Source organism: Pseudomonas sp. RT6P73 (genome assembly GCF_054897715.1).
The window spans coordinates 6,702,020-6,728,025 of the sequence record NZ_JBUBUV010000002.1 but is presented as its reverse complement, the minus strand read 5'-3'; the positions used below and the strand labels follow the sequence as shown (position 1 = coordinate 6,728,025).

Below are 26,006 nucleotides of genomic sequence, written 5' to 3'. Positions count from 1 at the left end.
GATTTGCGGGGCTGACGGTTTGAGGTCGCCCAAGTCAGACCGACGCCTGGCCGCGCAACTGGCCATCACCGACCACGATGTACTTCTCGCAGGTCAGCCCTTCGAGGCCCACCGGGCCGCGGGCGTGCAGCTTATCAGTAGAAATGCCAATCTCGGCACCCAATCCGTATTCGAAGCCATCGGCGAAGCAGGTCGGGGTGTTGATCATCACCGACGACGAATCGACTTCCGCCACAAAACGCCGTGTGTCGGCGAGGTTTTCGCTGACGATCGAGTCGGTGTGATGCGAGCCGTACCGATTGATGTGTTCGATGGCCTGGTCCAGCCCGTCGACGACGCGGATCGAGAGAATCGGTGCCAGGTATTCGGTGTTCCAGTCTTCTTCAGTTGCCGCAACAGCCTCGATGATCGACCGGGTGCGCTCGCAACCACGCAGCTCGACGCCTTTTTCGCGGAACTGTGCAGCCATCGACGGCAGGAAATCTTTGGCCACGGTTTGATCCACCAACAGCGTTTCCATGGCGCCGCAGATGCCATAACGGTAAGTCTTGGCATTGAAGGCGATAAGCTGGGCTTTCGGCAGATCAGCGTGGGCGCTGACGTAGACGTGGCAAATGCCGTCCAGGTGTTTGATCACCGGCACGCGGGCATCGCGACTGACCCGTTCGATCAGGCCACGTCCACCACGAGGCACGATGACGTCGACGTATTCCGGCATGGTGATCAACGCGCCAACGGCCGCACGATCAGTGGTTTCGACCACTTGCACCACGGCGGCGGGCAATTCTGCCTCGGCCAGACCACGTTGAATGCAGGCGGCAATCGCACGGTTGGAATTTATCGCCTCGGAACCGCCACGCAAGATCGTCGCGTTGCCGGACTTCAGGCACAGGCTCGCGGCATCGATGGTCACGTTCGGCCGGGATTCGTAGATGATCCCGATCACGCCCAACGGCACACGCATCTTGCCGACCTGAATGCCCGACGGTCGGAAGCTCATGTCGCGGATCGCGCCGACCGGGTCCGGCAATGCCGCCACCTGACGCAAACCGACGATCATGCCGTCGATGCGTTCCGGGGTCAGCGCCAGACGTTCAAGCAATGCCGGCTCAAGACCGTTGGCGCGACCCGCGGCCAAATCCAGTTCATTGGCAGCCGTCAGCTCGGCGCGTGCAGCGTCCAGCGCATTGGCAGCAGCCTGCAACGCGCGGTTTTTCTGCGCGGTGCTGGCACGGCCAATGACGCGAGAAGCCTCGCGGGCGGCGCGACCCAGGCGGGTCATGTAGTCAAGAACGGACTCAGTCATTGTCTATGGAGGTCTTTGCTAAGGTCTTGGTAAAGAGTAAAGCGGCAGATTATAGCTGTCGCGTCCCGGGACTAACAGCGGTGACGGGCGGATGGTCGAAATGGAGGGCAATTTGCCGACGTTCAGCCGGGATTAAGCTGCAAATTGTTATCATCACGACTCAATCAGCCTTGATTAACACCGTTCATCATGTCCAACCTGACTGTTCGAGCGTCCGCTGCAAGCCTGCCCACGGGGCTCCCGGACGCGTTTTTCGACCGAGACGCCCAAACCCTGGCCCGGGATTTACTCGGCAAGGTCATCCGTCATCGGGTCGGCGATCTTTGGCTCAGCGCCCGGATTATTGAGACCGAGGCCTATTACTGCGAAGAAAAAGGCAGCCATGCGTCCCTCGGCTACACAGAAAAGCGTAAGGCTTTGTTTCTGGATGGCGGGCATATCTATATGTATTACGCTCGCGGCGGTGATTCCCTGAACTTCAGCGCCCAGGGGCCGGGCAACGCAGTGCTGATCAAATCCGCCTATCCATGGGTCGATGAGTTGAGCGGGCCCGCGAGCCTGGCGCAGATGTTGTTGAACAATCCCGACGCACAAGGCCGCCCTCGCCCTTCGCAAAAGCTTTGCGCCGGGCAGACGTTGCTCTGCAAGTCGCTGGGTTTGAAGGTGCCGGTCTGGGATGCCAAGCGTTTTGACCATGAGGTGTTGCTGGTCGAAGACGTCGGCCCGGCGCCTGCTCACATCATTCAAACCACGCGCCTGGGCATTCCCCATGGGCGTGATGGGCATTTGATGTACCGCTTCGTCGATGCGGCTTACGCGCCGTATTGCACACGGAACCCGCTGCGACGGGGGCAGGTCGAAGGTCGCGATTATTTTTTGCTGTCCTGATGTTTGATTTAACGCGAATCCACTGTAGGAGCGAGCCTGCTCGCGAAAGCGTCCGTCCAGGCGATGTTGGTGGCGTCTGACACGACGCCATCGCGAGCAGGCTCGCTCCCTCAGGGTTCGGTGGTGTTTGGGAAACTGTGTTCGTCCCTTTCAGGCGATTATAGAAATTCAATGGAGTTGTTTTTATGGGCCCATGGCTCGATAGCGTGACCGGTTGGTTGTCGGCTAACCCGCAATGGCTGGCCGCGGCGGTGTTCATAGTCGCATTTGTGGAATGCCTGGCGATTGCCGGGTTGATCGTGCCCGGCACGGTGTTGTTGTTCGCCGTAGCGGTACTGGCCGGCAGCGGCGCGCTGTCATTGAGCGAAACGCTTTTGCTGGGGTTCGTCGCCGGCGTGCTGGGCGACATCGTTTCCTACTTTATCGGCCGACATTTCCACCAGAACATCCGGCGCCTGCCGGGGTTGCGCCATCATCCGGAATGGATCGCCAGCGCCGAGGCGTATTTCCAGCGCTATGGCATCGCCAGCTTGCTGGTCGGACGCTTCATCGGCCCGCTGCGCCCGATGCTGCCAATGGTCGCCGGTATGTTCGACATGCCGTTCCCGCGTTTCGCCGCTGTCAGCTTGCTGGCCGCCGCGGGCTGGAGCGTCGCGTACCTATTGCCCGGTTGGGCCACGGGCGCGGCGATTCGCTTGCCATTACCCGACGGTTTCTGGCCTGAAGCAGGGATCGTCGCCGGCAGCATTGCGATAATGATCGGCTTGAGCGTGACCAGCAGCCTGCGCCGCCATCGCCATGCCACCGCCTATATAGCCGGCCTCGGCCTGTTGATTCTGGCGGGACTGTTCATCGGCTACCCGCACCTGACCGCGCTTGACCAAGGCGTGATGACCCTGGTGCAGGAACACCGCAGCCCGATGCTCGATGAAGTGGCCGTCACCTTCACGCTGATCGGCGAGTTTCGCAACATGTTGATGTTCAGCGCCCTGCTGACCGCCTTGCTGCTGCTCACGCGACAGTGGCGCCAGGCGATTTTCGCCGGCGGCACCCTGCTCTGCACGGCCTTGGCGAATACAGCGACCAAAAACTTCTTCGCCCGAATACGCCCGGAGGTGCTGACCGATCCGTTGACCAGCTACAGCATGCCCAGCGGCCATGCCTCGGGGGCGTTCGCCTTGTTTCTGACCTTGGCCGTACTCGCTGGTCGCGGGCAGCCGCCGCGGATGCGTTTGACCTGGCTGCTGCTGGCCTGCCTGCCAGCGCTGTCGATCGCCTTGTCCCGGGTTTATCTGGGCGCGCACTGGCCAACCGATGTACTGGCCGGCGCCATGCTGGCTGCCTGCGTGTGTGCGGCGAGTTTGTGGCTGAGCCAGCGCCAGGCGCTGCTCAACGCCATGCCGTTCAAGGTGTGGTGGCTGATCCTGCCGGCATTGTTGGCAACGTTCAGTCTTTTCGCCTTTCGCCATCTGCCCCATGTGATGTTGCGCTACGCCTACTGAAATACCCGCTCGCCTCGTTTCACCTGAACCACGTAGACTCCCTCCTCACCACCCTTAAAGGATTTTTCCTGCGAGGGTGGCGCTTACTTGCGCCTGCGCGACCTGTCCAGAGCCACGATTTTCTTCAACAAGGCGAAACTACATATATATCTACAACTTCGAATATCTGTACCTTGCCCTGCTTGAAAAAACATTTACATTAAAACGACAACTCCAACACAAACTTGATCCGTAACACATTCACCAAGGAGCGACTTGCAGAAAATTTTACCGCGCACTATAAACACAACTCAAAAGAACACGCTCACAAGACTCACACATTAACACCTACAACTTTCACACCCCAAAAAGCATAGCAGACCAACAGAACACACTGAAAAAACTGAAATAATTCGACGCTTCCAAAAACACCCCACAATCATCAACACCAAAAACATTGCAAATATTCGCCACCCTTCGCGAAAACATGCGTTCACATACCGATACGGACATCGGCATCTTATAACGCCCATTATTTAAAGGACTGAACAATGGCACAACTTATCGAACCCGCCGCTCAAACTTCCAATGACCTTGCCGTAGAAGTAACGAACATCAGTTCCTCGGCCAATAGCCACGCACCGTCCGCCGGCATGATTGACATAACCCCCAGCGCGCCACCGTTGACACCTGTGTCAACACCAGAACCGAATGCCGAAATCCCTGACCTTCCCTCTCGCCGCTCACTCAAATCCCTCGACAAGCGCCTCGGACCTTTGCGCTTCGGCAACTTTGACGTTACTCGTGTAGAGCTCAAGGCCATGGGCGCCAAGGTGAATGGTCGCTCCATACGTTCAGAAAATGCGAACCTGAAATCGCCCGACCAAGCGTTTATCGACGGACTGAGTTTCGATCCAGCCAGTGTCGAGGCCCGGGTGAAGTCCGCGGAAATACCAGACAGTGGCACCGTAGCCACCCTGCTCTATGAAATCGCCTGTAAGCGCTCAATTGGCGCCCCGCCGATGTTCGTCGCTGCCGATCCGCTTACGGTCATCAGCTCGATGGATCGCCTCAACAAACTTGGCAATGCGGCGCAAAAGTTGGGCATTTTTCGAGTCGAGTCTTTTGATAACCATCCAGCCTGGGTCAACAAGAGCAAAAGTTACCTGCTGAGCGGCACTGGCGTAGGAATGCAGGCCTATGGAATCTACAGCGGATTCATGGGAATCATGGAAGCCCTCAAAGTAGGCGACAAGGGCGAAGCAGCATTAAACGGCGGATCGATTGCAAGTGAGTTCGGTTCATTGATTATCGAACGAGGCCTTAGCAAGGGGGGCGAAGCGATGATCAGGAACGGCTCGGTCGTGTTCAGCCGGTTTTCCGCCACGTCGGTAGGCAGTGTAATGAGTCGGGGTGCCGGGTTATTTGCCAGCGCGATCACTTTGCCGTTCGACATTATCAGCGCCGTCAATTCCTTTAACGCCGCCGCCGCTTCAGAGGGCAAGGAGGCGCAAGACCATTATGTCAGCGGAGGCCTGAGCGTGGCCGGCGCAACAGTCAGTCTGGTGTTGGGTGTGGCGGCCTTGGCCGGTTTCGCAAGCATCGCTGGCCCCATTGGCCTGGCGGCTGCGGCCGTGCTCATCGTCGGAGCGGAAATCTACCGGGCCGCACGGGTCGTGGACGACATCGATGACTACATCGAGCTTACCGCACATGAGCGTTTGCGCTCTGGCTGGTTCGCGTTCACCCGGCAGGAGCTGGATCAGGACGTCAAGGATCGCCACAAGATTGCCAAGACCTTCAGTGACCACAGCAAACAACTCGAAACTTCCGCCAAGGAACTGCTTCAAGGCCCGTATAAAGATTACGTGGAATACATTGTCGATGGCAGTTTCAACGTCGAGTTGAAGCCCGTGCAAATCTGGCATTACCAGTGGGACGAGGTGAGTGGTGAACAGCCATTCAAACTGGATAACGAACCGGTAATCGTTAGTAGCGATGACATCATTGATGCCCGGGACGGGTTGCCACAAGACCTCAAAAACAACTTCCAGGGCAGCCCGGGCGAAAACAAAGGTGTCTTATGGCGATTAGGTGATGGCAATGACCAGGTATATGGCGTCAAGGACAAGTCCAATCTCTTCAGCTATCGGGAGGGTGCCAAGACACTGACCGGCGGTGACAAGGATGACGAGTTTTACTTCGAAACAAGCGAAGCGGAATGGAACCGGACAGTGAGTCCCGCTCGGACCAGTATTATTGACGGGGGAGAGGGTTCCGACACGCTGGTATTCGAAGGCTCCCGCCCGTCCCCGGATCTGCGCAAAATCCGAGAGTCCGTGGACACCGTCCATATCGGTTACGACGTCAACTTGCAAAGCGGCAAGGTAGCCTTGCGTAGCCGCGACTCTGCGCTGGACGAGATCACAGTCGCACAGATCAAATCCATCGAAAACGTCTCGACTTTGCGACGCGGTGAAAGTCGGATTACCGGGAGCGAAAAGGCCGATCGAATCTCGGCCAACGGTAACGACCAAATCACAGCGGGCTCAGGTGACGACACGGTCTCAATCCGCGGAGCGGTCACGCGAATTGATGGCGGCCCCGGACAGGATCGCTATCTCATCGCGGACACCTCTGTTCGAGCGACAATTGTCGAAGACGGCGAACAATGGAGCCTCATCGAATTCGACTGGCCAATGCAGAGAATTCAACAATGGCAAATCGTTGACACTTCGCTAGTCGTCCGTTCGTTGCGAGGCAAGGATGGCGAACTTCCAGAGCACGTGCTGACCATCGAAAATGTCTATGAACATATCGATGGTCAGCGCGAGGTAAAAAACAATCAATTGCGATTTAAAACACGAGACCGGTATGAACTGATGCCCATCTTGCCTGTTCAACTGACCGACGCACTGGATCACGACGTTGAATGTTTAGTCACCGTCATCGGTGACCCCGCGCCAGCCCTGCAGATTGTCAACAGTGGAACCGTGGTGATTGCCGAGAAGGCGCCGACGCACACATTTGTTTCCCGCGTACCCCGCCATGTCTACCTTGTAGCGAATGCCGACACACCTGAAACAAAAAAAATCATTCACCTGGATTACAAATTTGCAGAGATCTCTTCGATCAAAGTCAATTACGAAGTGCAAGCAAGCACCGGCGTTTCGGGCTATACGTATCTGAGTTACAGTCATTTCAACCTGTGGATTGAACTCCCATCCAAAATACTCAACATCACCGGCGTCATCCGCGATAACCAGGCGGAAAAAACCTCAACGAAAAATTTTCCAAATATTAAAACAGCCAGTATTGTTTGCGCACATGACATCGTTCTTATTATGCAAGATGGAGAGTCCTATCGATTGTCGCCCCCTAATATTCCCTATCATGAGGATGCGGCCAATCCGGGCCACAAACAACGCGTTGCCAACGAGTGCCTGAACCCTCGACATGGCAATTACAGATTTATCCGACCCGAAAACATTAAACCTACTTTGCTCGCAGCCACCCCTCAGGAGGTTAACTTTCCACCTGCTCCCCACTTCGGCATCTTCGCATTACAAGGCCAGGCTTCCTTCTATGATGTGTATCCTGTCAGCAACACCACGTTTAGCCTTTCAACTCCGGGCGCCATTGCACAAATCTCCAACGCATCGACCTGGACAATCTTCAGCAAAAAACTGACAGAAACCGTAACGCGCAATGAGATATACCTGGACGGCGAAAACCTGAGCATTGGCAGTGTGATTGTCCAGCTACCCAGTCTGGATAATGATGGACCGATTGACGCAATCAGCGTGGAAACTTCATCGGGCAATATTTATAAAGTAGAACTGATTTTTGAAGTATTACAACTTTACGTCATTGACGCACAAGGCTACTCCAGTGTCGACGCCCTGCTGACTGATATCCGCAACCATCAGGAACGCGACGAGTTAGCCGTTAATATTTTTGTTAAAAATATTTCCTTCGGGCCCCTCTTTGATGGCACGGTTTATTACAACTCAACGAATGACTATTGGGGCGTCGACAGGGATCTCACCCTTCGCATCGAACCCAAAGACCTTGTCATTGAACCGATAAAAACGATTGATCCTTAAATAGCCTCTGCGCGGGTGCGGCGGGATGCCTATCGTCCTGCCGCTCCGGCCTCATGAGTAACGCCCTCAAGCAAACAACTCACCCTGCAACTCATCCAGCAGCGCCTGAATCGCATCCAGTCGCTGCTGGGGATCATCGAGTTGCAGCAGATCAATCTTGTCCAGTTCGGCAAACGGCAGCAGGTACGCCAGCTGATTGGCCAGGGACTGTTGCCCGGTGGCTTCGGTGCCCATGTTCAACGCTTCGACCATCGGGTGTTCGGCCAAGGCCTTGAGCAGTGCGACCAGGTCCGCGTCCTCGTCCTGCAGCGGCTGCTCCGGCTCGTCTTCCAGCCACTCGACGTCAGCGACGGTCAATTGATCGCGCTGCACCTCGGTGCGCAGTACATGAAAACGCCGTCCGCCCTGCACGCGAATGCCCAGCAGGCCGTTGTCCTGCTGCTTGAAATCGGTGATCAACGCTTCGCAGCCCACCAGTGCATAGCCCGCCGGCGCGATGCCCACTTCTTCGCCGTCGAGAATGCACACCACGCCGAAGCCGCCGCCCTGCTTCATGCAGCGGCCGATCATGTCCAGGTAGCGCGCCTCGAAGATCTGCAAGTCGAGGATGCAGCCAGGAAACAGCACCGTGTTCAGCGGAAAAAGCGGCAAGCTCATAGACATTTCCTTACACCACCATCGACACCGCCAACGGCAGGAACACTGCCGTGGCCACGCCCATCAGACTCATCGCCAGCGCCGCGAAGGCGCCGCATTCTTCACTTTCCTGCAAGGCCACCGAGGTGCCGACCGCATGGGCAGTCATGCCCAAAGCCATGCCTCGGGCTTCAGGGCTGTGCACACCCAGCCGGGTCAACAGACTCGGCCCGAAGATCGCACCGATCACGCCGGTGATCAACACGAACACCGCCGCCAGCGCCGCGACACCCCCGATCTGCTCGGCCACCAACATCGCAATCGGCGACGTCACCGACTTTGGCGCCATGGTCATCAGGATCATGTGTTCGGCACCAAACCACCAGCCCAGCAACACGCCCATGCCAGTGGCAACCACGCCGCCTATCACCAGCGTAGTAAATATCGGCCAGAACAACTGCCGGATTCGTCGCAGATTAAGGTACAGCGGCACGGCCAGTGCAACGGTCGCAGGCCCGAGCAGGATGCTGAGGATCTCGGTGCTCTTGCGGTACTCGGTAAAGTTGATCCCGCAAGCCACCAGCACGCCGATCACCAACAGCATGGAAACCAGCACCGGCTGCAGAAAGATCCAGCGGGTTTTCTCGAAGGCAGCCAGCACCAACTGATAAGCGCCCAGCGTAATGCCGATGCCGAACAACGGGTGATGGATCACCGAATCCAGCGCGCCATGCCAGTCGAGGATCATTGGCGATCTCCGCGATGGGCATGCCGCTTGACCATGCGTTGCATCAGCACCCCGGCAAATGCCATCGACAGCACCAGCGACAACACCAGCGCACCGACGATGGCCCAGAAATCCGCGGCAATGTCCTTGGCGTACACCATGACGCCCACGGCCGGCGGCACCAGCAGCAGGGGCAAGTACCGCAGTAGGCTGCTGGCCGCCAGGTTCAGCGGCTCGCCGACTTGCCCGCGTGAAATCAGGTACACCAGCAACAGCAGCAGACCGATGATCGGCCCGGGCAGCACCGGTAAAAACAAATGGTTGATGGCTGTGCCCAGCAATTGGAACAGCACCAGCCAGGTCAGGCCACGTAACAACATCCAGCATCTCCCGCACGCGCTCCCCACCAAAAAGGGGCCGGGCATTATAAGCACGTCAACGCTATGGATCGGCATTCGCCAAAAGCATGGTCAGTTGACCGGAGCAATTTGCCATGTTGATCTAAAGTGGTTCACAGGGAGGCCAAATCCCCCCACTCGAAAAACTATAAATCCGATGAAACCCAAGGAGAGTCTCAATGCCCTATGTTCCCGTTGCAGAGCTCAAAGATTATGTCGGCAAGGAACTCGGACGTTCCGAATGGCTCACCATCGACCAGGACCGCATCAACCTGTTCGCGGAAGCCACAGGCGATTATCAGTTCATTCACGTCGACCCGGTCAAAGCCGCGCAAACGCCATTTGGCAGCACCATTGCACACGGATTCCTGTCGCTGTCGCTGATCCCGAAACTGATGGAAGACATCCTGATCCTCCCTCAAGGGGCGAAGATGGTGGTCAACTATGGTCTGGACAGCGTGCGTTTCATCCAGCCAGTGAAGGTCAATTCCAGGGTTCGACTCAAGGTCGACATGAACGAGGTCATCGAGAAGAAACCCGGCCAATGGCTGCTCAAAGCCACCGCCACGCTTGAAATCGAAGGGTCGGACAAACCGGCGTATATCGCTGAGCCGCTGTCCCTCTGTTTCGTCTGACACAGGCCTGATTGCGAAACAGCTCACGCTGTTTCGCGCTGTGTCTCTGCCGTGTCTCTATAAATGCGACACATAGCTGCGGCATACTCCGTCGCATAATTGCCCGGATCCCGCTATGCGCTCACTTGCACTCCTCGCCTTGACCCTGTTGCTCACCGCTTGCGGCGATGGCGAATCGCTGCTGCCCCCCGATGCCCGCTTGCCGGACGGCGGGCGCTATCGCGGTGATCTGGTCAACGGCTTGCTGCAAGGCCAGGGCCGCATCGACTATCCCAACGGCAGCTGGTACGCCGGCGAGTTCGACAAAGGGCAATGGCATGGCCAGGGCGAATGGCATGGCAGCAACGGCGAGGTCTATCGCGGACAATTCAATCAAGGCTTGTTCGACGGCCAAGGCACGCTGACCACCCCCGGCAGCAGCTACACAGGCGGGTTCAAACTCGGCCGCCGCGACGGTGAAGGCACGCTCAAAGAAAACGCGATGACCTATCGCGGTGAATTCAAGGCCGATCAATATTCAGGGCTCGGTCGTCTCGAACTCGATGACGGCAGCTCCTATCAGGGCCAGTTCGCCCACGGCAAACCCAATGGCGAAGGCCAGCGTGGCGATGGCAGTGGCAATCAGTTCACCGGGCACTTCAAAGACGGTCAGCTGGAAGGCAACGGGACTTTCAACAGCGCCGACGGCGACATCTACGTCGGTGGCTTCAAGAACAATCAACTGCACGGCAAGGGCCGCTACGAGAATGCCGATGGCGATGTCTGGCTGGGTCAATTCAAGGAAGGCTCGCTGAACGGCAAGGGCGAGTTGATCGGCGCTGACGGCAGCCATTACATCGGCCTGTTCAGCGACTGGCGCTTCACCGGACAGGGTCGATTGAACCTGCCCGACGGCAGTTTCTACATCGGCCAGTTCGACGGTGACAGCTACTCGGGACGCGGCACCCTGGTGCTCACCGACGGCACGGTGCAAAGCGGTACGTGGATCAATGGCCAGCGTGTTCGCGATGCCGATGGCAAGTTGCTGCCCGACACCCTGGAACTCGGGTTGCTGGCCCAGGGCCGGTTACTCGATGAAGCCATGGCCAATGTGCCGGCCTCGACCCCGGCGGTCGAGCTGTACACCTTGACCCTGGGCGGTGATGGCAAGCAGAGCGTGTTTCTGCGTGAGTCCGACTACGTCAGCAACATGCTCAGCAGCCGCTTCGGCGCCTTCGGCCAGATTCGCCTGGTGAACCATCGCGATCACCTCGTCGACCGACCGATGGCCACCCGGGAAAACCTGCGCCGCGCCGCGATGACCCTGGCCGAACGCAGTGGCCCGGAAGACTTAATCTTCATCTACCTGACCAGCCATGGCAGCAGCGAACATGAACTGGTGCTCGACCAGCCGCGCATGGAGTTGGCCGATCTGCCGGCCGACGAACTCGCCGCCGTCCTCGCGCCCCTGAAGAATCGCGACAAAATCGTGGTGATTTCATCCTGCTATTCCGGCGGCTTCATCCCCGCGCTCAAGGACGAACGCACGCTGATCATGACCGCCTCTCGCGCCGATCGCGTGTCCTTCGGTTGCTCGGAGGAAGCCAACTTCACCTACTTCGGGGACGCGCTGTTTGCCCAGGCACTGAACCAGACTGACGATCTGGAGCATGCCTTCAAGCTGGCCAAAGCTACTGTGGCGGAGCGTGAACTGGCGGACGGCTTCGAAGCCTCTGAACCGCAGATCTGGGCGCCGAAAACGGTTCTCTCGCACTGGCAGCTTTTACGCAAACAGCAGGCACGAAAAGCACTACAAAGTGTCTCTATCAGCAGCAAGGATGCAAAGAGCAACTAAGCTGAACAGTATCAAGGGGGAAACACTATGTACTTGACGCCTCAGCATGTATTGCTTGCCGGAGCTACCGGGTTAACCGGTGAACATCTGCTTGATCGCTTGCTCAATGAGCCAACGATTTCAAGGGTTTTAGCCCCCTCACGCCGGCCACTGGCCGAGCATCCCCACCTGGAAAACCCGGTCGGTGATCCGGCGGTGTTTCTGCCGCAACTGAACGGGCGCGTCGACATCGCCTACTGCTGCCTTGGCACCACGATCAAGCAGGCCGGCTCCGAACAAGCCTTTCGCGCGGTCGACCTGGACATGGTGGTGGCGTTCGCCAAACGCGCACGGGAGATGGGTGCACGGCACCTGATCGTGATCAGTGCCTTGGGGGCCGATCGAAGATCCTCGGTTTTCTATAACCGGGTCAAAGGCGAGATGGAGTACGCATTACGCGCGCAGGATTGGCCGCAGCTGACCATTTGCCGACCTTCGCTGTTATTGGGCGATCGCGTCAAGCCGCGACTGGGCGAGAAAGTCGCCGGTCCGTTGTCGCGATTGATTCCGGGCAAGTACCACGGCATCGAAGCCTGCCAACTGGCCCGCGCCATGTGGCGCCTGGCGCTGGAAGAGCAGGATGGCGTGCGGGTGGTTGAGTCGGATGAGTTGCGTAAGTTAGGCAAATAATCCGCGGGCCTGTGGCGAGGGAGCTTGCTCCCGTTGGACTGCGCAGCAGTCCCTGCTTTTTAGGTAGAGAGTGGGGCCGCTTCGCGCCCCAGCGGGAGCAAGCTCCCTCGCCACAAGTGCAGCGCTTGTTCTTACAACCCGCCAGTCGCCTGAAAACCCACTCCGATCACCGTCAGCAACGACAACGGCAATAACAGCGTGTCTAGCAACGCGCTGGCCGGCAGGTCGACACCAGGATAGCTCGGCGCTTCAGCGCCGAACCGGTCCATCGCGCAGCACCCTCCATTCAAGGCATACAAATCCAGACGCGTCCCCGAGTACACCACTGGCGCCCCCGGTTTGGCCGCGTCCAGCGTACGCGCCGTGGCGCAGCCCGCCAGTTGCAGCGCCAGCAGAATAATCAGCAGCTTATTCATCGCTGCTCAAATGGTGTTCGCCCCAGCGCGGCAGCATGTCTTGCGGGATGTTCAACAGGTTGAGAATCCGCGCCACCACAAAGTCGATCAAGTCGTCGATGGTTTGCGGCTGATGATAGAAGCCCGGCGAGGCCGGCAAAATCGTCACACCCATGTTCGACAACTTGAGCATGTGCTCGAGATGAATGCTCGAATACGGCGCCTCGCGTGGCACCAGAATCAGCTGGCGACGCTCTTTCAACGTCACATCGGCAGCCCGTTCGATCAGGTTGTTGCAGGCACCGGTTGCAATCGCCGACAAGGTTCCGGTGGAGCAAGGCACTACCACCATCGCCGCCGGCGCACCCGAGCCCGAGGCCACCGGCGACATCCAGTCTTCCTTGCCGTACACCTTGATCTGCCCGGCGGCCGCGCCGGTGTATTCCGTGAGGAAGGCCTGCATCGTCTGCGGTTTGGCCGGCAGCGTGACGTCCGTCTCGGTGGCCATCACCAGTTGCGCAGCCTTGGAGATCAGAAAATGCACCTCGCGGTCTTCGCGGATCAGGCAGTCGAGCAGGCGTAAACCGTACTGGGCGCCCGAAGCGCCGGTCATCGCGAGGGTGATGCGTTCCGGGCCGTTGTTCATTTCAGCGCCTCGGCAAGTTTGCCGTGCAGGCCGCCGAAGCCGCCGTTGCTCATGATCACCACGTGAGTGCCGGGCTGGGCCTGGCTCTTCACGCGCTCGATGATGCCTTCCAGAGAATCGCTGACAATCGACGGCACGGTGCACAACGCGGCGGTCGCGCCCAGGTCCCAGCCGAGGTTGGCAGGTGCATACCAGATCACTTGATCGGCATCGACCACACTTTCCGGCAAGCCGTCGCGGTGAGCACCGAGCTTCATGGAGTTGGAACGCGGTTCGATGATCGCAATCAACGGCGCATCGCCGATGCGTTTGCGCAGGCCGTCGAGGGTCGTCGCAATCGCCGTCGGGTGGTGAGCAAAATCGTCATAAATGGTGATGCCGCGCACTTCGGCGACTTTTTCCATCCGGCGTTTCACGCTTTTGAACGCGCTCAACGCGGCGATGCCCATGGCAGGCACCACGCCAACATGGCGAGCCGCCGCCAATGTGGCCAGGGCGTTAGCCACGTTGTGCTGGCCGGTCATGTCCCAATCGACGACGCCTTGGGCGACGCCTTCAAATATCACCTCGAACTTCGAACCGTCTTCGCTGAGCAGTTTGACCTGCCACTGACCGCCGGCACCGGTGGTTTGCACCGGGGTCCAGCAGCCCATCTCGATGACGCGCTGTAATGCCGGCTCGGTGGTCGGGTGGATCACCAGGCCTTCGCTCGGGATGGTCCGCACCAAGTGGTGGAACTGACGCTCGATGGCGGGCAGATCGGGGAAGATGTCGGCGTGATCGTATTCCAGGTTGTTCAGGATGGCCGTGCGTGGGCGGTAGTGAACGAACTTGGAGCGCTTGTCGAAGAATGCGCTGTCGTACTCGTCGGCCTCGATGACGAAGAACGGCGTGCCGCCCAGACGCGCCGACACCGAGAAGTTTTGCGGCACGCCGCCGATCAGGAAGCCCGGGCTCATGCCCGCGTGCTCCAGGACCCAGGCGAGCATGCTGCTGGTGGTGGTTTTGCCATGGGTGCCGGCGACGGCCAGGACCCAGCGACCTTGCAGCACGTGGTCGGCCAGCCATTGCGGACCGGAGACGTAAGGCAGGCCCTTGTTCAACACGTATTCGACGGCCGGGTTGCCGCGGGACATGGCGTTACCGACCACCACCAGATCCGGCGCCGGATCGAGTTGGGCGGGATCATAGCCTTGGGTCAACTCAATGCCCTGCGCTTCAAGCTGAGTGCTCATCGGCGGATAGACGTTGGCATCGGAGCCCGTCACGTGATGGCCCAGCTCTTTGGCCAGAACCGCCATCGAACCCATGAAAGTGCCGCAGATACCAAGAATATGAATGTGCATAGTCGACCTCGTAAAACATGGCCGCAGGTTAGCGTAGGGAGGGGAAAATCGCACCTTTGTTTCGGGTCAACTGCAAAACCCGTAGGAGCGAGGCTTGCCCGCGAACGCCATGACACGGTTCCGCTGACGCACCGCGTAATCGTTCTTCGCGGGCAAGCCTCGCTCCTACAGTGGTACGGGGTGCCTAGCGGGCGATGCGGTGTTTGCGCAGTTTTCTGTAAAGGGTATTACGGCTGACACCGAGCTGTTCGGCGGTATGAGTCATGTGCCAACGCGTCTGCTCCAGCGCATTGAGCAACGCCAGTCGCTCGGCATCATCCAGCGGATGCTCCGATGACGCTTCAACCGCAACACCCGACACTGGCCGAGCCTGACGAATCATTGCCGGCAAATCCTCCAGCCCGATCCGCCCGCCGTCACACAACGCCGCCAAGGTGCGCAGCACATTGCGCAACTGCCGCACGTTCCCCGGCCAGGCGAAACCCAGCAACGCCTGGCGTGCCGGGGCGTCGATCAATACGCTTTCCCCGCCCGCCTCTTCGGCGAGCAGAAAATCAAGCAACTGCGATTTATCACTGCGGTCACGCAACGCCGGCAGCGCAACCTCCAGCCCATTGAGCCGGTAATACAAATCCTCTCGGAAGCTGCCGTCCTGCACCCGCTCCAGTAAATTACGGTGAGTGGCGCTGATGATCCGCACATTGACCGATTCCGGCTCACCGCCAATCGGCACCACCTGGCGATCTTCCAGCACCCTTAATAGCCGGGTCTGCAAGGCCAGTGGCATGTCACCGATTTCATCGAGAAACAAGGTTCCGCCATCCGCCTGCTGCAACTTGCCGCGCATGCCTTCCTTGCGCGCGCCGGTGAAGCTGCCGCCGCGATAACCAAACAGTTCGCTCTCGATCAGGCTTTCCGGGATCGCCGCGCAGTTCAGGGCGACGAAGGCTTTTTCGGCCCGCTGGCTGGCCTGATGCACGGCTTTGGCAAAGGCCTCTTTGCCGGAACCGGTTTCGCCATTGATCAGCAGCGGCACGTCTCGCTCGAAGACTCTCAAGGATTTGCGGAAATCTTCCTGCAACGCGGTATCGCCCAGGCAGATGCCCGACAAGCGCGGACGTTCGGCAATCAGCGGACTTGGAGCCACCGGCACCGGAATGCTGCGCGGCTGCCCGCGCAACACGGCAAACAGACTCCGCCCGTCACGGGTGCGCAACGGCCAACTGGCGCTGGCGTTGACACTCGCGCGCCCGAGCAAGTCATCCAGCGAGCAATCGAAGAACGCCTCGACCGGCTTGCCCAATAATCCGCCGCGGATATGCCCCAGCAGGTTCAATGCACTCTGGTTGACCGCGCTGATCCGCCCTTCCCCGTCGAACGCCAGCAACCCTTCGCTGAACAGCCCGACGGACTCCGCCTGCAGGTGAAAACGCAGCAGCCATTGATTGTCGAAGTAGCGCAGGAAATAGCAGCTCTCGATCATCTTCGCGGAAAGATTGACCAGGGCCATGGTGTGGAATTGACTCTGTCGCGAGACCTCGTGCCGCGCCGAGGACACGTCAAGCACCGCCAGCAGTTCGCCGTGAGGGTCGAACACCGGGCTCGCCGAGCACGTCAGGCCGGTGTGGCGGCCGCGAAAGTGTTCATCCTGATGAATGGTCAACGACTGGCGCTCCACCAGGCAGGTGCCGATGCCATTGGTGCCCTCGCACGCTTCGCTCCAGTCGGCGCCAAGCCACAGGCCTGCGCGTTCGAAAATTTTCCGTTCGGCGGGCGCGGTGACGCAGTTGAGGATCACCCCGCGGGCGTCGGTCAACAGCACCGCGTGGCCGGCGCCGGACAGTTGCTGATGAAGGCTGGTCATTTCGTTGCCGGCGATGTGCAGCACCTGCTGCAAGCGTTCGCGGCTTTCCAGGACCCGGCCATGTTCGAGCACCGTCGGCGCCATGGTCAGGGCCGGGTCGAGGTGATAGTCCTCAAGACAGCGCAGCCAGGAACGGGCAATGGACGGATCGCTGCCGGGACCGTGCAGGTGGGACTTGCCCTGGGTGACGGTCAAGACCTGCTGGGCATGGCGACTCAAATGGTTGTCGTGCATTTCTTATTATTCTCTGCGCAGAGTCCGGTCCGCGTCCGTGTAGCAGCTGCCGAAGGCTGCGTCCGGCTGCGAAGCAGTCGTAAAACCTGAGTCTCGGATTTGTTGCTCAAACCGAGACGAGTGCTTCGCCCTCGAACGCAGCCTTCGGCAGCTGCTACAAGAGCGATGCATTCACACGAGGCCGAGCATCCTCCAGCCTAGCCCGCATTGCAATGCTGGCAAGACCGAGCAGTCACAGGCTGTGCCACAAGCGGTACAAACTGTCACAAGCACTGTACCGAAAGCGTCACAGCCACGACCCGCCGGTCCGACAAAAACCACGCAAGGCCTTGATTTGCCTGACCTGCAAGGCAGTGGCCCGACCTTTGCTCTACGCTTATAACAAGCGCACATGCGCTCTCCCTTATAAGCACAAAAGCCAAGGAGAAATTACTATGCGTTACGCTCACCCCGGTACTGAAGGCGCTATCGTTTCGTTCAAGAGCAAATACGGTAACTACATCGGCGGCGAGTTCGTCGCGCCTGTCAAAGGTCAGTACTTCACCAATACCTCGCCAGTAAATGGCCAACCGATTGCCGAATTCCCGCGCTCCACGGCCGAAGACATCGATAAAGCCCTGGACGCTGCCCACGCCGCTGCCGATGCCTGGGGCGCCACGTCCGCCCAGGCGCGCTCGCTGGTGCTGCTGAAAATTGCCGACCGCATCGAACAGAACCTGGAAGTCCTGGCAATCACCGAATCCTGGGACAACGGCAAAGCCGTGCGTGAAACCCTCAACGCCGACATACCGCTGGCTGCGGACCATTTCCGCTACTTCGCCGGTTGCATCCGCGCTCAGGAAGGCAGCGCCGCCGAAATCGATGGAAACACCGTGGCCTATCACATCCATGAACCACTGGGCGTGGTCGGGCAGATCATCCCGTGGAACTTCCCGATCCTGATGGCCGCCTGGAAACTCGCCCCGGCCCTGGCTGCCGGTAACTGCGTGGTGCTCAAACCCGCCGAGCAAACTCCGCTGGGCATTACCGTGCTTATGGAGCTGATTGGCGACCTGCTGCCGCCAGGCGTGCTGAACGTGGTGCAAGGCTACGGCAAAGAAGCCGGTGAAGCCCTGGCCACCAGCAAACGCATCGCCAAGATCGCGTTCACCGGCTCGACCCCGGTCGGCTCGCACATCATGAAGTGCGCCGCCGAAAACATCATTCCGTCCACCGTGGAGCTGGGTGGCAAGTCGCCGAACATCTTCTTCGAAGACATCATGCAAGCCGAACCAACTTTCATCGAGAAAGCTGCGGAAGGTCTGGTACTGGCGTTCTTCAACCAGGGCGAAGTCTGCACCTGCCCTTCCCGCGCCTTGGTACAAGAATCGATCTACGACGAGTTCATGAAAGTGGTTATGAACAAAGTCCTGCAAATCAAACGTGGCGACCCGCTGGACACCGACACCATGGTCGGCGCCCAGGCGTCCGAGCAGCAATTCGACAAAATCCTTTCGTACCTGGAAATCGCCAAGGGCGAAGGCGCCGAGCTGCTGACCGGCGGCAAGATTGAAAAACTCGAGGGCAACCTGGCGACCGGGTATTACATCCAGCCGACCCTGCTCAAGGGCACCAACAAAATGCGCGTGTTCCAGGAAGAAATCTTTGGCCCGGTGGTGAGCATCACCACATTCAAGGACGAAGCCGAAGCCTTGGCCATTGCCAACGACACCGAGTTCGGCCTCGGCGCCGGCCTCTGGACCCGCGACATCAACCGCGCCTACCGCATGGGCCGCGCCATCAAGGCCGGGCGTGTGTGGACCAACTGCTACCACCTTTATCCGGCGCACGCCGCGTTTGGCGGTTACAAAAAGTCCGGCGTCGGTCGTGAAACCCACAAAATGATGCTCGATCACTATCAGCAGACCAAAAACCTGCTGGTGAGCTACGACATCAATCCGTTGGGCTTCTTCTAAACCGTCTGTCGCAGGCAAGCCACTCTCCTTGTGAGAGTGAGCTTGCTTGCACATCGGGCCTTCGCGCCAACCCGGCAATCACGTCGGTCAAAAACAATAAGAACAGGTGAACCCTATGCCTAGCGATCAAGCCAGCGTGCAGCCGGCTACCTCCTCGGTCGACTTTGAAAAAGTCGGCTCCGACTACTTCCAGCAACGGGAACTGAAAAAAGGTGCAGCAGGCTGGGTCCTGCTAGTGGGTCTGGGCGTGGCCTACGTCATCTCAGGCGATTATGCGGGTTGGAACTTCGGTCTGGCCCAAGGTGGCTGGGGCGGCATGTTTCTCGCCACGTTGCTGATGGCGACCATGTACCTGTGCATGTGCTTTTCCTTGGCGGAACTGTCGTCAATGATCCCTACCGCTGGTGGTGGCTACGGCTTTGCCCGTAGCGCATTCGGGCCGTGGGGCGGGTTTCTGACTGGAACCGCGATCCTGATCGAATACGCCATCGCCCCGGCGGCGATCGCGGTGTTTATCGGCGCCTATTGCGAGTCACTGTTCGGTATCGGTGGCTGGATGATTTACCTGGCGTTCTACATCATCTTTATCGCCATTCACATTTTCGGGGTCGGCGAAGCCCTGAAACTGATGTTCGGTATCACCGCCGTCGCCGCCCTGGCACTGGGCGTGTTTCTGGTGGCGATGGTGCCGCACTTCAACGTCGCCAATCTGCTCGACATCCCGGTGACTGACGCCAAGGGCGCCAGCAGCTTCCTGCCCTTCGGCTACGTCGGCGTGTGGGCGGCAATTCCTTACGCGATCTGGTTCTTCCTCGCTGTCGAAGGCGTGCCGTTGGCAGCAGAAGAAACCAAAAACCCGAAACGCGACCTGCCCCGCGGATTGATCGGCGCCATGCTGGTGCTGGTGAGCTTTGCCCTGCTGATTCTGGTCATCGGCCCGGGCGGTGCGGGCGCCAATGCACTGCTGACCTCGGGTAACCCGTTGGTCGAAGCATTGAGCAAGGCCTATGGCGGCTCGACCTGGATGGGCCACTTCGTCAACTTGGTTGGCTTGGCCGGGTTGATTGCCAGTTTCTTCTCGATCATCTACGCCTACTCGCGGCAGATCTTCGCGTTGTCCCGCGCCGGCTACCTGCCGCGCAAACTGTCAGAAACCAACAAGAGCAAGGCCCCCGTACTGGCCCTGATTATTCCCGGCATCATCGGATTCGGCTTGTCGCTGACCGGTCAGGGCGACTTGCTGATTCTGGTAGCGGTGTTTGGCGCGACTATTTCTTACGTCCTGATGATGGCGGCGCACATCACACTGCGCATTCGACGCCCCAAAATGGATCGGCCATATCGCACGCCAGGCGGTATCTTCACCTCCGGTATAGCATTGGTGCTGGCTTGTATCGCCGTGGTAGCGGGTTTTCTGGTAGACCCACGGGTGGTGATTGGCGCTGCGATCATCTATGGAGTGTTAATTGCTTACTTTGCTTTCTACAGTCGGCATCACTTGGTAGCAGGCACGCCCGAGGAAGAATTCGCGGCCATTCAGAACGCTGAAAAAGCCCTGCACTAAAGGCCAGAAATCACGGCGCAGACCCTGTCTGCGCCGTCACGGAGAATCTGTATGGCAAGTTTTGCTCACACGGTCGGCGCCCAGACCTACCACTTTGCGAGCCTCAAGGACGTCATGGCCAAGGCCAGTCCGGCGCGCTCCGGGGACTTTCTGGCCGGCGTCGCTGCCCTCAATGATGGCGAACGGGTGGCTGCGCAAATGGCCCTGGCTGACATTCCGCTGACGCACTTCCTACAAGAAGTACTGATTCCTTACGAGGCCGATGAAGTCACCCGACTGATCATCGACACTCACGACAAACAAGCCTTCTCGACGGTAAGCCACCTCACTGTCGGCGGTTTTCGTGACTGGATGCTGAGCGATGCCGCCGACGAACGGAGCTTGCGCGCCCTGGCTCCCGGCCTGACCCCTGAGATGGTCGCCGCCGTGTCGAAGATCATGCGCGTGCAGGATCTGGTGCTGGTGGCGCAAAAAATCCGCGTGGTCACGAAATTCCGCGGCACGATGGGTTTGCGCGGGCGGTTATCCACACGCCTGCAACCCAACCACCCCACCGACGAACCGGCCGGCATTGCGGCGAGCATTCTCGACGGCTTGCTGTACGGCAATGGTGACGCGATGATCGGGATCAACCCGGCCACCGACAGCATCGCCTCGATCTGCGCCATGCTGGAAATGCTCGACGCGATCATCCAGCGCTACGAGATTCCTACACAGGCTTGCGTTTTAACCCACGTCACCACGTCCATCGAAGCGATCAATCGCGGTGTTCCGCTGGACCTGGTCTTCCAGTCGATCGCCGGGACCGAAGCGGCCAACGCCAGTTTCGGCATCAACCTGAATGTCCTGCAGGAAGGTTATGACGCTGGCCTGAGCCTGAATCGCGGCACGCTGGGCCAGAATCTGATGTATTTCGAGACCGGCCAGGGCAGTGCCCTGTCAGCCAACGCCCACCACGGCATCGATCAACAGACCTGCGAAACCCGCGCCTACGCCGTGGCGCGCCATTTCAAACCGTTCCTGGTCAACACCGTTGTAGGATTTATCGGCCCGGAATACCTCTACAACGGCAAACAGATTATTCGCGCCGGCCTCGAAGACCACTTCTGCGGCAAGCTGCTGGGCGTGCCGATGGGCTGCGACATCTGCTACACCAACCACGCCGAAGCCGATCAGGACGACATGGACACCCTGCTGACCCTGCTGGGCGTCGCCGGGATCAACTTCATCATGGGCATCCCGGGTTCCGATGACATCATGCTCAACTACCAGACCACCTCGTTCCATGACGCCCTTTACGCCCGTCAGACGCTGGGCCTGAAACCGGCGCCGGAGTTCGAACACTGGCTGGCGAAAATGGGCATCCTGACCCAGGCAGACGGCAAGATTCACTTCGGCGACAGCCTGCCGCCCGCCTTCCGCCAAGCGATGGCGCAACTGGGATGAGTGTTGAAATGGATAAACCACCCGTTGATCCAGAGAATCCGTTGCTGGAACTGCGTCGCCTGACCCCGGCGAGAATTGCCCTGGGTCGCGCCGGCACCAGCATGCCGACCAGTGCGCAACTGGATTTCCAGTACGCTCACGCACAAGCCCGGGACGCGGTGCACTTGCCGTTCGACCATGCCGGGCTCAGTTCCCAATTGGCCGAAGCCGGGCGCGAGAGTTTGCTGCTGCACAGTGCAGCCCCGAACCGGGACAGTTACTTGCAGCGCCCCGATCTGGGGCGCAAGTTGAGCGATGACTCGGCCCAGACCCTGCGCGAATACGCGCAGGCCAAACCTGGCGGGGTGGACTTGGTGATCGTGGTCGCCGATGGCTTGTCGGCGCTGGCCGTTCATCGTCATACCTTGCCTTTTCTGGCGCGGATGCAAGAGCAGATCGAGGCTGAAGGCTGGTCCGTGTCGCCGGTGATGCTGGTGGAGCAAGGCCGGGTCGCCGTGGCCGACGAGATTGGCGAGCTGCTCGGCGCGAAAATGGTGGTGATCCTGATCGGTGAACGCCCTGGCCTCAGTTCCCCGGACAGTCTGGGTTTATATTTCACTTACAATCCAAAGGTCGGACTGACCGATGCCTACCGCAACTGCATCTCCAATGTCCGGCTTGAGGGCCTGAGCTACGGAATGGCGGCACACCGCTTGTTGTACCTGATGCGCGAGGCTTGTCGGCGGCAGTTGTCGGGGGTCAATTTGAAGGACGAAGCCCAGGTTCAGACGCTGGAGTCGGACGCAGGTGCAGACATGAAAGGTAATTTCCTACTGAGCCCGCTGAATACCTGAACCGTTTCCGCATTGCGTTTCTGTTCCGATTTCAGGCAGGATCGATGCACGGCTGCCCGAGTGAAGAACCGTTCGCCGTCAGAGCACGTGAAGACAGCCACTTGAAGACGAGACCTATCCATGCGGATTATCCAAGCGACCCTCGAACATCTGGACCTGCTGACCCCGTTGTTCGTCAAATATCGCGAGTTTTATGGCTCACTGGCCTATCCGGACTCCTCCCGGGCGTTCCTCGAAAAACGCTTGCGGCGCAAGGAATCGGTGATTTACCTGGCGCTGGCCGACTCCGACGACAAACTGATGGGTTTCTGTCAGTTGTACCCGAGCTTTTCGTCCCTTTCGCTCAAACGCGTGTGGATTCTCAACGACATCTACGTCGCCGAAGATGCCCGCCGTCAGTTAGTCGCAGACAACCTGATGCGCACCGCGAAAAAAATGGCCAAGGAAACCAATGCCGTGCGCATGCGCGTATCCACCAGCAGCGACAACGAAATCGCGCAGAAGACCTATGAGTCCATCGGGTTCAAGGAAGATACCGAGTTCAAGAACTACGTGTTACCGATCAGCGACGAGCTCTGATGCTTGCCGGCTTCTGTGATGAGGGATCGTGCGCCCTCATCACAGAAGGGTTATTTATTGTCACTAGACTTCCGATCGCGCCATAGACATCCCCCGCTACAATCTCGACGCGCGTTTCACAAGTCAGCCCGTATAATGCCGGCCTTTTCGGCTTGTAAGAAAAACTACACTCATCTGTAGGCTTTCGCGAAGTCGCACAGGCCTGCTGAGTCTGGCCGTCACCACAGGTGCTCTCCATGGATTTCAACCCGATCGACCTTATCCTGCATCTCGATGTTTACCTCGACTTGCTGGTGAACAACTACGGGCCATGGATCTACGCCATCCTGTTTCTGGTGATCTTCTGCGAAACCGGTCTGGTGGTCATGCCATTCCTGCCGGGCGACTCTCTGCTGTTCATCGCGGGCGCCGTAGCGGCCGGCGGCGGCATGGACCCGGTGTTGCTGGGCGGCCTGCTGATGCTGGCGGCGATCCTCGGCGACAGCACCAACTACGTGATCGGCCGCACAGCGGGCGAACGCTTGTTCAGCAACCCGAACTCGAAAATCTTCCGTCGCGATTACCTGCAACAGACCCACGATTTCTACGACAAGCACGGTGGCAAAACCGTGACCCTGGCGCGTTTCCTGCCGATCATCCGCACGTTTGCACCGTTCGTCGCCGGCGTCGCCAAAATGCCTTACCTGCGTTTCTTTGCCTTCAGCGTCCTCGGCACCATTTTGTGGGTCGGCGGCTTGGTGACTCTCGGTTACTTCTTCGGCAACGTACCGTTCATCAAGACCAATCTTTCGCTGCTGGTGGTGGGCATCATCCTGCTGTCGCTGGTGCCGATGATCATCGGTGTGGTCCGCAGCCGCTTCGGCAACAGAGCTTCTAAAGCCCAATCGCGCTGACTCGCGATGTGGTCCCTGAGCGCCTGGCGTCGCCGGCGCATCCTGGCCAGACACCCGATTGCCGACGACCGGTGGCAACGGGTGCGCCAGCACTTGAGTTTTCTCGATGGCCTCAGCGCCGCCGAAGATCAATGGCTGCGCGAAGCCAGCGTGCTGTTCCTGGAAGATAAACACCTGACCGCCCTGCCCGGCGTCGAACTCCACCAGGAGCAACGTCTGCTGCTCGCCGCTCAAGCGCAATTGCCACTGCTGCACCTGGGCGATCTGAATTGGTACCAGGGATTCCACGAGATCGTCCTCTACCCCGACGACTTCCTCAGCCCCCAACGTCATCGCGATGCCAGCGGCGTCGAGCACGAGTGGGACGGCGAACACAGCGGCGAAGCCTGGCAGCAAGGCCCGATCATCCTCGCCTGGCCCGGCGTGATGGCCAGCGGCGGCTGGGAAGGCTACAACCTGGTGATCCACGAACTCGCGCACAAACTCGACATGCTCAACGGTGACGCCAACGGCCTGCCACCGCTGCACCCCGATATGCGGGTCAGCGACTGGGCCAAGGTCATGCAGCACGCCTACGATGACCTTAACCGGCACCTTGACCGCAATCCGGACGCCGAAACAGCCATCGACCCGTACGCGGCGGAAAACCCCGCCGAGTTCTTCGCGGTCACCAGCGAATACTTCTTCAGCGCCCCGGATTTGCTGCACGAGGTGTATCCTCAGGTCTATGAGCAGCTGAAGCTGTTTTACCGCCAGGACCCGCTGGCCCGACTGCGGCAACTTCTGGCCGAAGACCCGGTCTATCAGGCACACGACTAAGGTCTCTACGACCTCTGGTACGTGGCGTCGGCGCAGGAATATGCCTATAATCGCCGCCACTTTTTGGTCAATCCGGCCAAGTGTTTTTGGTCAACTAACGGGGGCACCGCCCAATGAGCTACAGCAAGATTCCGGCTGGCAAAGACCTGCCGAACGACATCTACGTCGCGATCGAGATTCCGGCCAACCACGCGCCGATCAAATACGAAATCGACAAAGACAGCGATTGCCTGTTCGTTGACCGTTTCATGGCCACCCCGATGTTCTACCCGGCCAACTACGGTTTCATCCCGAACACCCTGGCTGACGACGGTGATCCCCTCGACGTGCTGGTCGTGACCCCTTACCCGGTTGCACCAGGCTCGGTCATCCGCGCTCGTCCAGTGGGTATCCTGCACATGACCGACGACGGCGGCGGCGATGCCAAAGTCATCGCAGTCCCACACGACAAGCTGTCCCAGCTGTACGTCGACGTGAAGGAATATACCGATCTGCCTCCGCTGCTGCTGGAGCAGATCAAGCACTTCTTCGAGAACTACAAAGACCTCGAAAAAGGCAAATGGGTGAAGATCGAAGGTTGGGGCGACGCAGAAGCCGCTCGCACCGAGATCATGAAGTCAGTTGCTGCCTATAAAGGCTGAGACGCCATTGGCCTCGCGCCTGTGACGACTTGAAGAAAACCCCGGTTGATCCGGGGTTTTTTTGTGGGCGTCCATTAAGCGTCTTTTAAACAGGGCGTTTATTTATCGAAC

At 59.0% G+C, this 26,006-nt stretch carries 22 protein-coding genes; 14 read left to right on the top strand and 8 right to left on the bottom strand.

Going from position 1 to position 26,006, the window contains the following annotated elements; translation table 11 throughout:
• Positions 1 to 34: 34 nt before the first annotated feature.
• Positions 35 to 1,306, bottom strand: coding sequence for a glutamate-5-semialdehyde dehydrogenase (locus ACYZT6_RS30980; protein ID WP_462029875.1), 1,272 nt, complete (start codon positions 1,304 to 1,306; stop codon positions 35 to 37).
• A 189-nt stretch (positions 1,307 to 1,495) separates the two neighbouring features.
• Here ACYZT6_RS30980 and ACYZT6_RS30975 point away from each other — a divergent pair, with 189 nt between their 5' ends.
• From ACYZT6_RS30975 to ACYZT6_RS30965, 3 genes are all read left to right on the top strand, one after another.
• Complete coding sequence (locus tag ACYZT6_RS30975; RefSeq protein WP_462029874.1) at positions 1,496 to 2,194, top strand: DNA-3-methyladenine glycosylase; 699 nt, start codon at positions 1,496 to 1,498, stop codon at positions 2,192 to 2,194.
• A gap of 185 nt (positions 2,195 to 2,379) precedes the next feature.
• Complete coding sequence (locus ACYZT6_RS30970; RefSeq protein WP_462029873.1) at positions 2,380 to 3,696, top strand: bifunctional DedA family/phosphatase PAP2 family protein; 1,317 nt, start codon at positions 2,380 to 2,382, stop codon at positions 3,694 to 3,696.
• Positions 3,697 to 4,226: 530 nt separating this feature from the next.
• Positions 4,227 to 7,781 carry a calcium-binding protein gene (locus ACYZT6_RS30965; RefSeq protein WP_462029872.1) on the top strand — a complete coding sequence of 1,185 codons (3,555 nt, stop codon included), beginning with the start codon at positions 4,227 to 4,229 and terminating at the stop codon, positions 7,779 to 7,781.
• 66 nt (positions 7,782 to 7,847) lie between these two features.
• Here ACYZT6_RS30965 and ACYZT6_RS30960 read toward each other — a convergent pair whose 3' ends face one another.
• Genes ACYZT6_RS30960 through ACYZT6_RS30950 form a run of 3 tightly spaced genes read right to left on the bottom strand, consistent with a single transcriptional unit; the run spans position 7,848 to position 9,524 of the window.
• Entirely contained in the window at positions 7,848 to 8,438 is a 591-nt protein-coding gene (locus ACYZT6_RS30960) for an LON peptidase substrate-binding domain-containing protein (RefSeq protein ID WP_438661339.1), read from the bottom strand.
• Between the two features lie 10 nt (positions 8,439 to 8,448).
• Entirely contained in the window at positions 8,449 to 9,165 is a 717-nt protein-coding gene (locus ACYZT6_RS30955) for an LrgB family protein (protein WP_462029871.1), read from the bottom strand.
• Positions 9,162 to 9,524, bottom strand: coding sequence for a CidA/LrgA family protein (locus tag ACYZT6_RS30950; RefSeq protein WP_462029870.1), 363 nt, complete (start codon positions 9,522 to 9,524; stop codon positions 9,162 to 9,164). Before ACYZT6_RS30950 ends, ACYZT6_RS30955 begins: the two co-directional genes overlap by 4 nt.
• 197 nt (positions 9,525 to 9,721) lie before the next feature.
• Here ACYZT6_RS30950 and ACYZT6_RS30945 point away from each other — a divergent pair, with 197 nt between their 5' ends.
• The 3 genes from ACYZT6_RS30945 (at position 9,722) to ACYZT6_RS30935 (ending at position 12,680) form a co-directional block, all read left to right on the top strand.
• Entirely contained in the window at positions 9,722 to 10,177 is a 456-nt protein-coding gene (locus ACYZT6_RS30945; RefSeq protein ID WP_461955868.1) for a MaoC family dehydratase, read from the top strand.
• A gap of 115 nt (positions 10,178 to 10,292) precedes the next feature.
• Positions 10,293 to 12,011, top strand: coding sequence for a C13 family peptidase (locus ACYZT6_RS30940; protein ID WP_462029869.1), 1,719 nt, complete (start codon positions 10,293 to 10,295; stop codon positions 12,009 to 12,011).
• A gap of 27 nt (positions 12,012 to 12,038) precedes the next feature.
• Positions 12,039 to 12,680, top strand: a complete 642-nt coding sequence (locus tag ACYZT6_RS30935; RefSeq protein ID WP_131063027.1) for an oxidoreductase — start codon at positions 12,039 to 12,041, stop codon at positions 12,678 to 12,680.
• A 131-nt stretch (positions 12,681 to 12,811) separates the two neighbouring features.
• On the opposite strand, the gene ACYZT6_RS30930 is transcribed toward ACYZT6_RS30935, so the two are convergent.
• The 4 genes from ACYZT6_RS30930 to ACYZT6_RS30915 form a co-directional block, all read right to left on the bottom strand.
• Entirely contained in the window at positions 12,812 to 13,096 is a 285-nt protein-coding gene (locus tag ACYZT6_RS30930; RefSeq protein WP_462029868.1) for a YceK/YidQ family lipoprotein, read from the bottom strand.
• Positions 13,089 to 13,721, bottom strand: a complete 633-nt coding sequence (ubiX, locus tag ACYZT6_RS30925) for a flavin prenyltransferase UbiX (protein ID WP_010467349.1) — start codon at positions 13,719 to 13,721, stop codon at positions 13,089 to 13,091. The genes ACYZT6_RS30930 and ubiX overlap by 8 nt, the downstream gene beginning before the upstream one ends.
• Positions 13,718 to 15,067, bottom strand: a complete 1,350-nt coding sequence (gene mpl / locus ACYZT6_RS30920; RefSeq protein WP_462029867.1) for a UDP-N-acetylmuramate:L-alanyl-gamma-D-glutamyl-meso-diaminopimelate ligase — start codon at positions 15,065 to 15,067, stop codon at positions 13,718 to 13,720. The genes ubiX and mpl overlap by 4 nt, the downstream gene beginning before the upstream one ends.
• Positions 15,068 to 15,251: 184 nt before the next feature.
• Positions 15,252 to 17,165, bottom strand: a complete 1,914-nt coding sequence (locus tag ACYZT6_RS30915; protein ID WP_462029866.1) for a sigma-54-dependent Fis family transcriptional regulator — start codon at positions 17,163 to 17,165, stop codon at positions 15,252 to 15,254.
• 434 nt (positions 17,166 to 17,599) lie between these two features.
• Here ACYZT6_RS30915 and exaC point away from each other — a divergent pair, with 434 nt between their 5' ends.
• From exaC to ppa, 8 genes are all read left to right on the top strand, one after another.
• The gene (gene exaC / locus ACYZT6_RS30910) at positions 17,600 to 19,120 is read left to right on the top strand and encodes an acetaldehyde dehydrogenase ExaC (RefSeq protein WP_462029865.1); all 1,521 of its coding nucleotides are present in this window, start codon (positions 17,600 to 17,602) and stop codon (positions 19,118 to 19,120) included.
• Positions 19,121 to 19,235: 115 nt separating this feature from the next.
• Positions 19,236 to 20,684: an ethanolamine permease gene (gene eat, locus ACYZT6_RS30905; RefSeq protein ID WP_462029864.1), complete on the top strand. Its 1,449-nt coding sequence runs from the start codon at positions 19,236 to 19,238 to the stop codon at positions 20,682 to 20,684.
• A 51-nt stretch (positions 20,685 to 20,735) separates the two neighbouring features.
• Positions 20,736 to 22,130 (top strand): ethanolamine ammonia-lyase subunit EutB, encoded by a 1,395-nt coding sequence (locus ACYZT6_RS30900; protein WP_462029863.1) that lies wholly within the window; start codon positions 20,736 to 20,738, stop codon positions 22,128 to 22,130.
• An 8-nt stretch (positions 22,131 to 22,138) separates the two neighbouring features.
• Positions 22,139 to 22,963 (top strand): ethanolamine ammonia-lyase subunit EutC, encoded by an 825-nt coding sequence (gene eutC / locus ACYZT6_RS30895; protein WP_462029862.1) that lies wholly within the window; start codon positions 22,139 to 22,141, stop codon positions 22,961 to 22,963.
• 120 nt (positions 22,964 to 23,083) lie between these two features.
• Complete coding sequence (locus tag ACYZT6_RS30890) at positions 23,084 to 23,542, top strand: GNAT family N-acetyltransferase (RefSeq protein WP_438661326.1); 459 nt, start codon at positions 23,084 to 23,086, stop codon at positions 23,540 to 23,542.
• A 236-nt stretch (positions 23,543 to 23,778) separates the two neighbouring features.
• Positions 23,779 to 24,435 carry a DedA family protein gene (locus tag ACYZT6_RS30885; RefSeq protein WP_461955877.1) on the top strand — a complete coding sequence of 219 codons (657 nt, stop codon included), beginning with the start codon at positions 23,779 to 23,781 and terminating at the stop codon, positions 24,433 to 24,435.
• A gap of 6 nt (positions 24,436 to 24,441) precedes the next feature.
• Positions 24,442 to 25,254 (top strand): M90 family metallopeptidase, encoded by an 813-nt coding sequence (locus ACYZT6_RS30880; protein ID WP_462029861.1) that lies wholly within the window; start codon positions 24,442 to 24,444, stop codon positions 25,252 to 25,254.
• A gap of 113 nt (positions 25,255 to 25,367) precedes the next feature.
• Entirely contained in the window at positions 25,368 to 25,895 is a 528-nt protein-coding gene (gene ppa / locus ACYZT6_RS30875; RefSeq protein ID WP_028620880.1) for an inorganic diphosphatase, read from the top strand.
• The last annotated feature ends 111 nt before the right edge of the window (positions 25,896 to 26,006 follow it).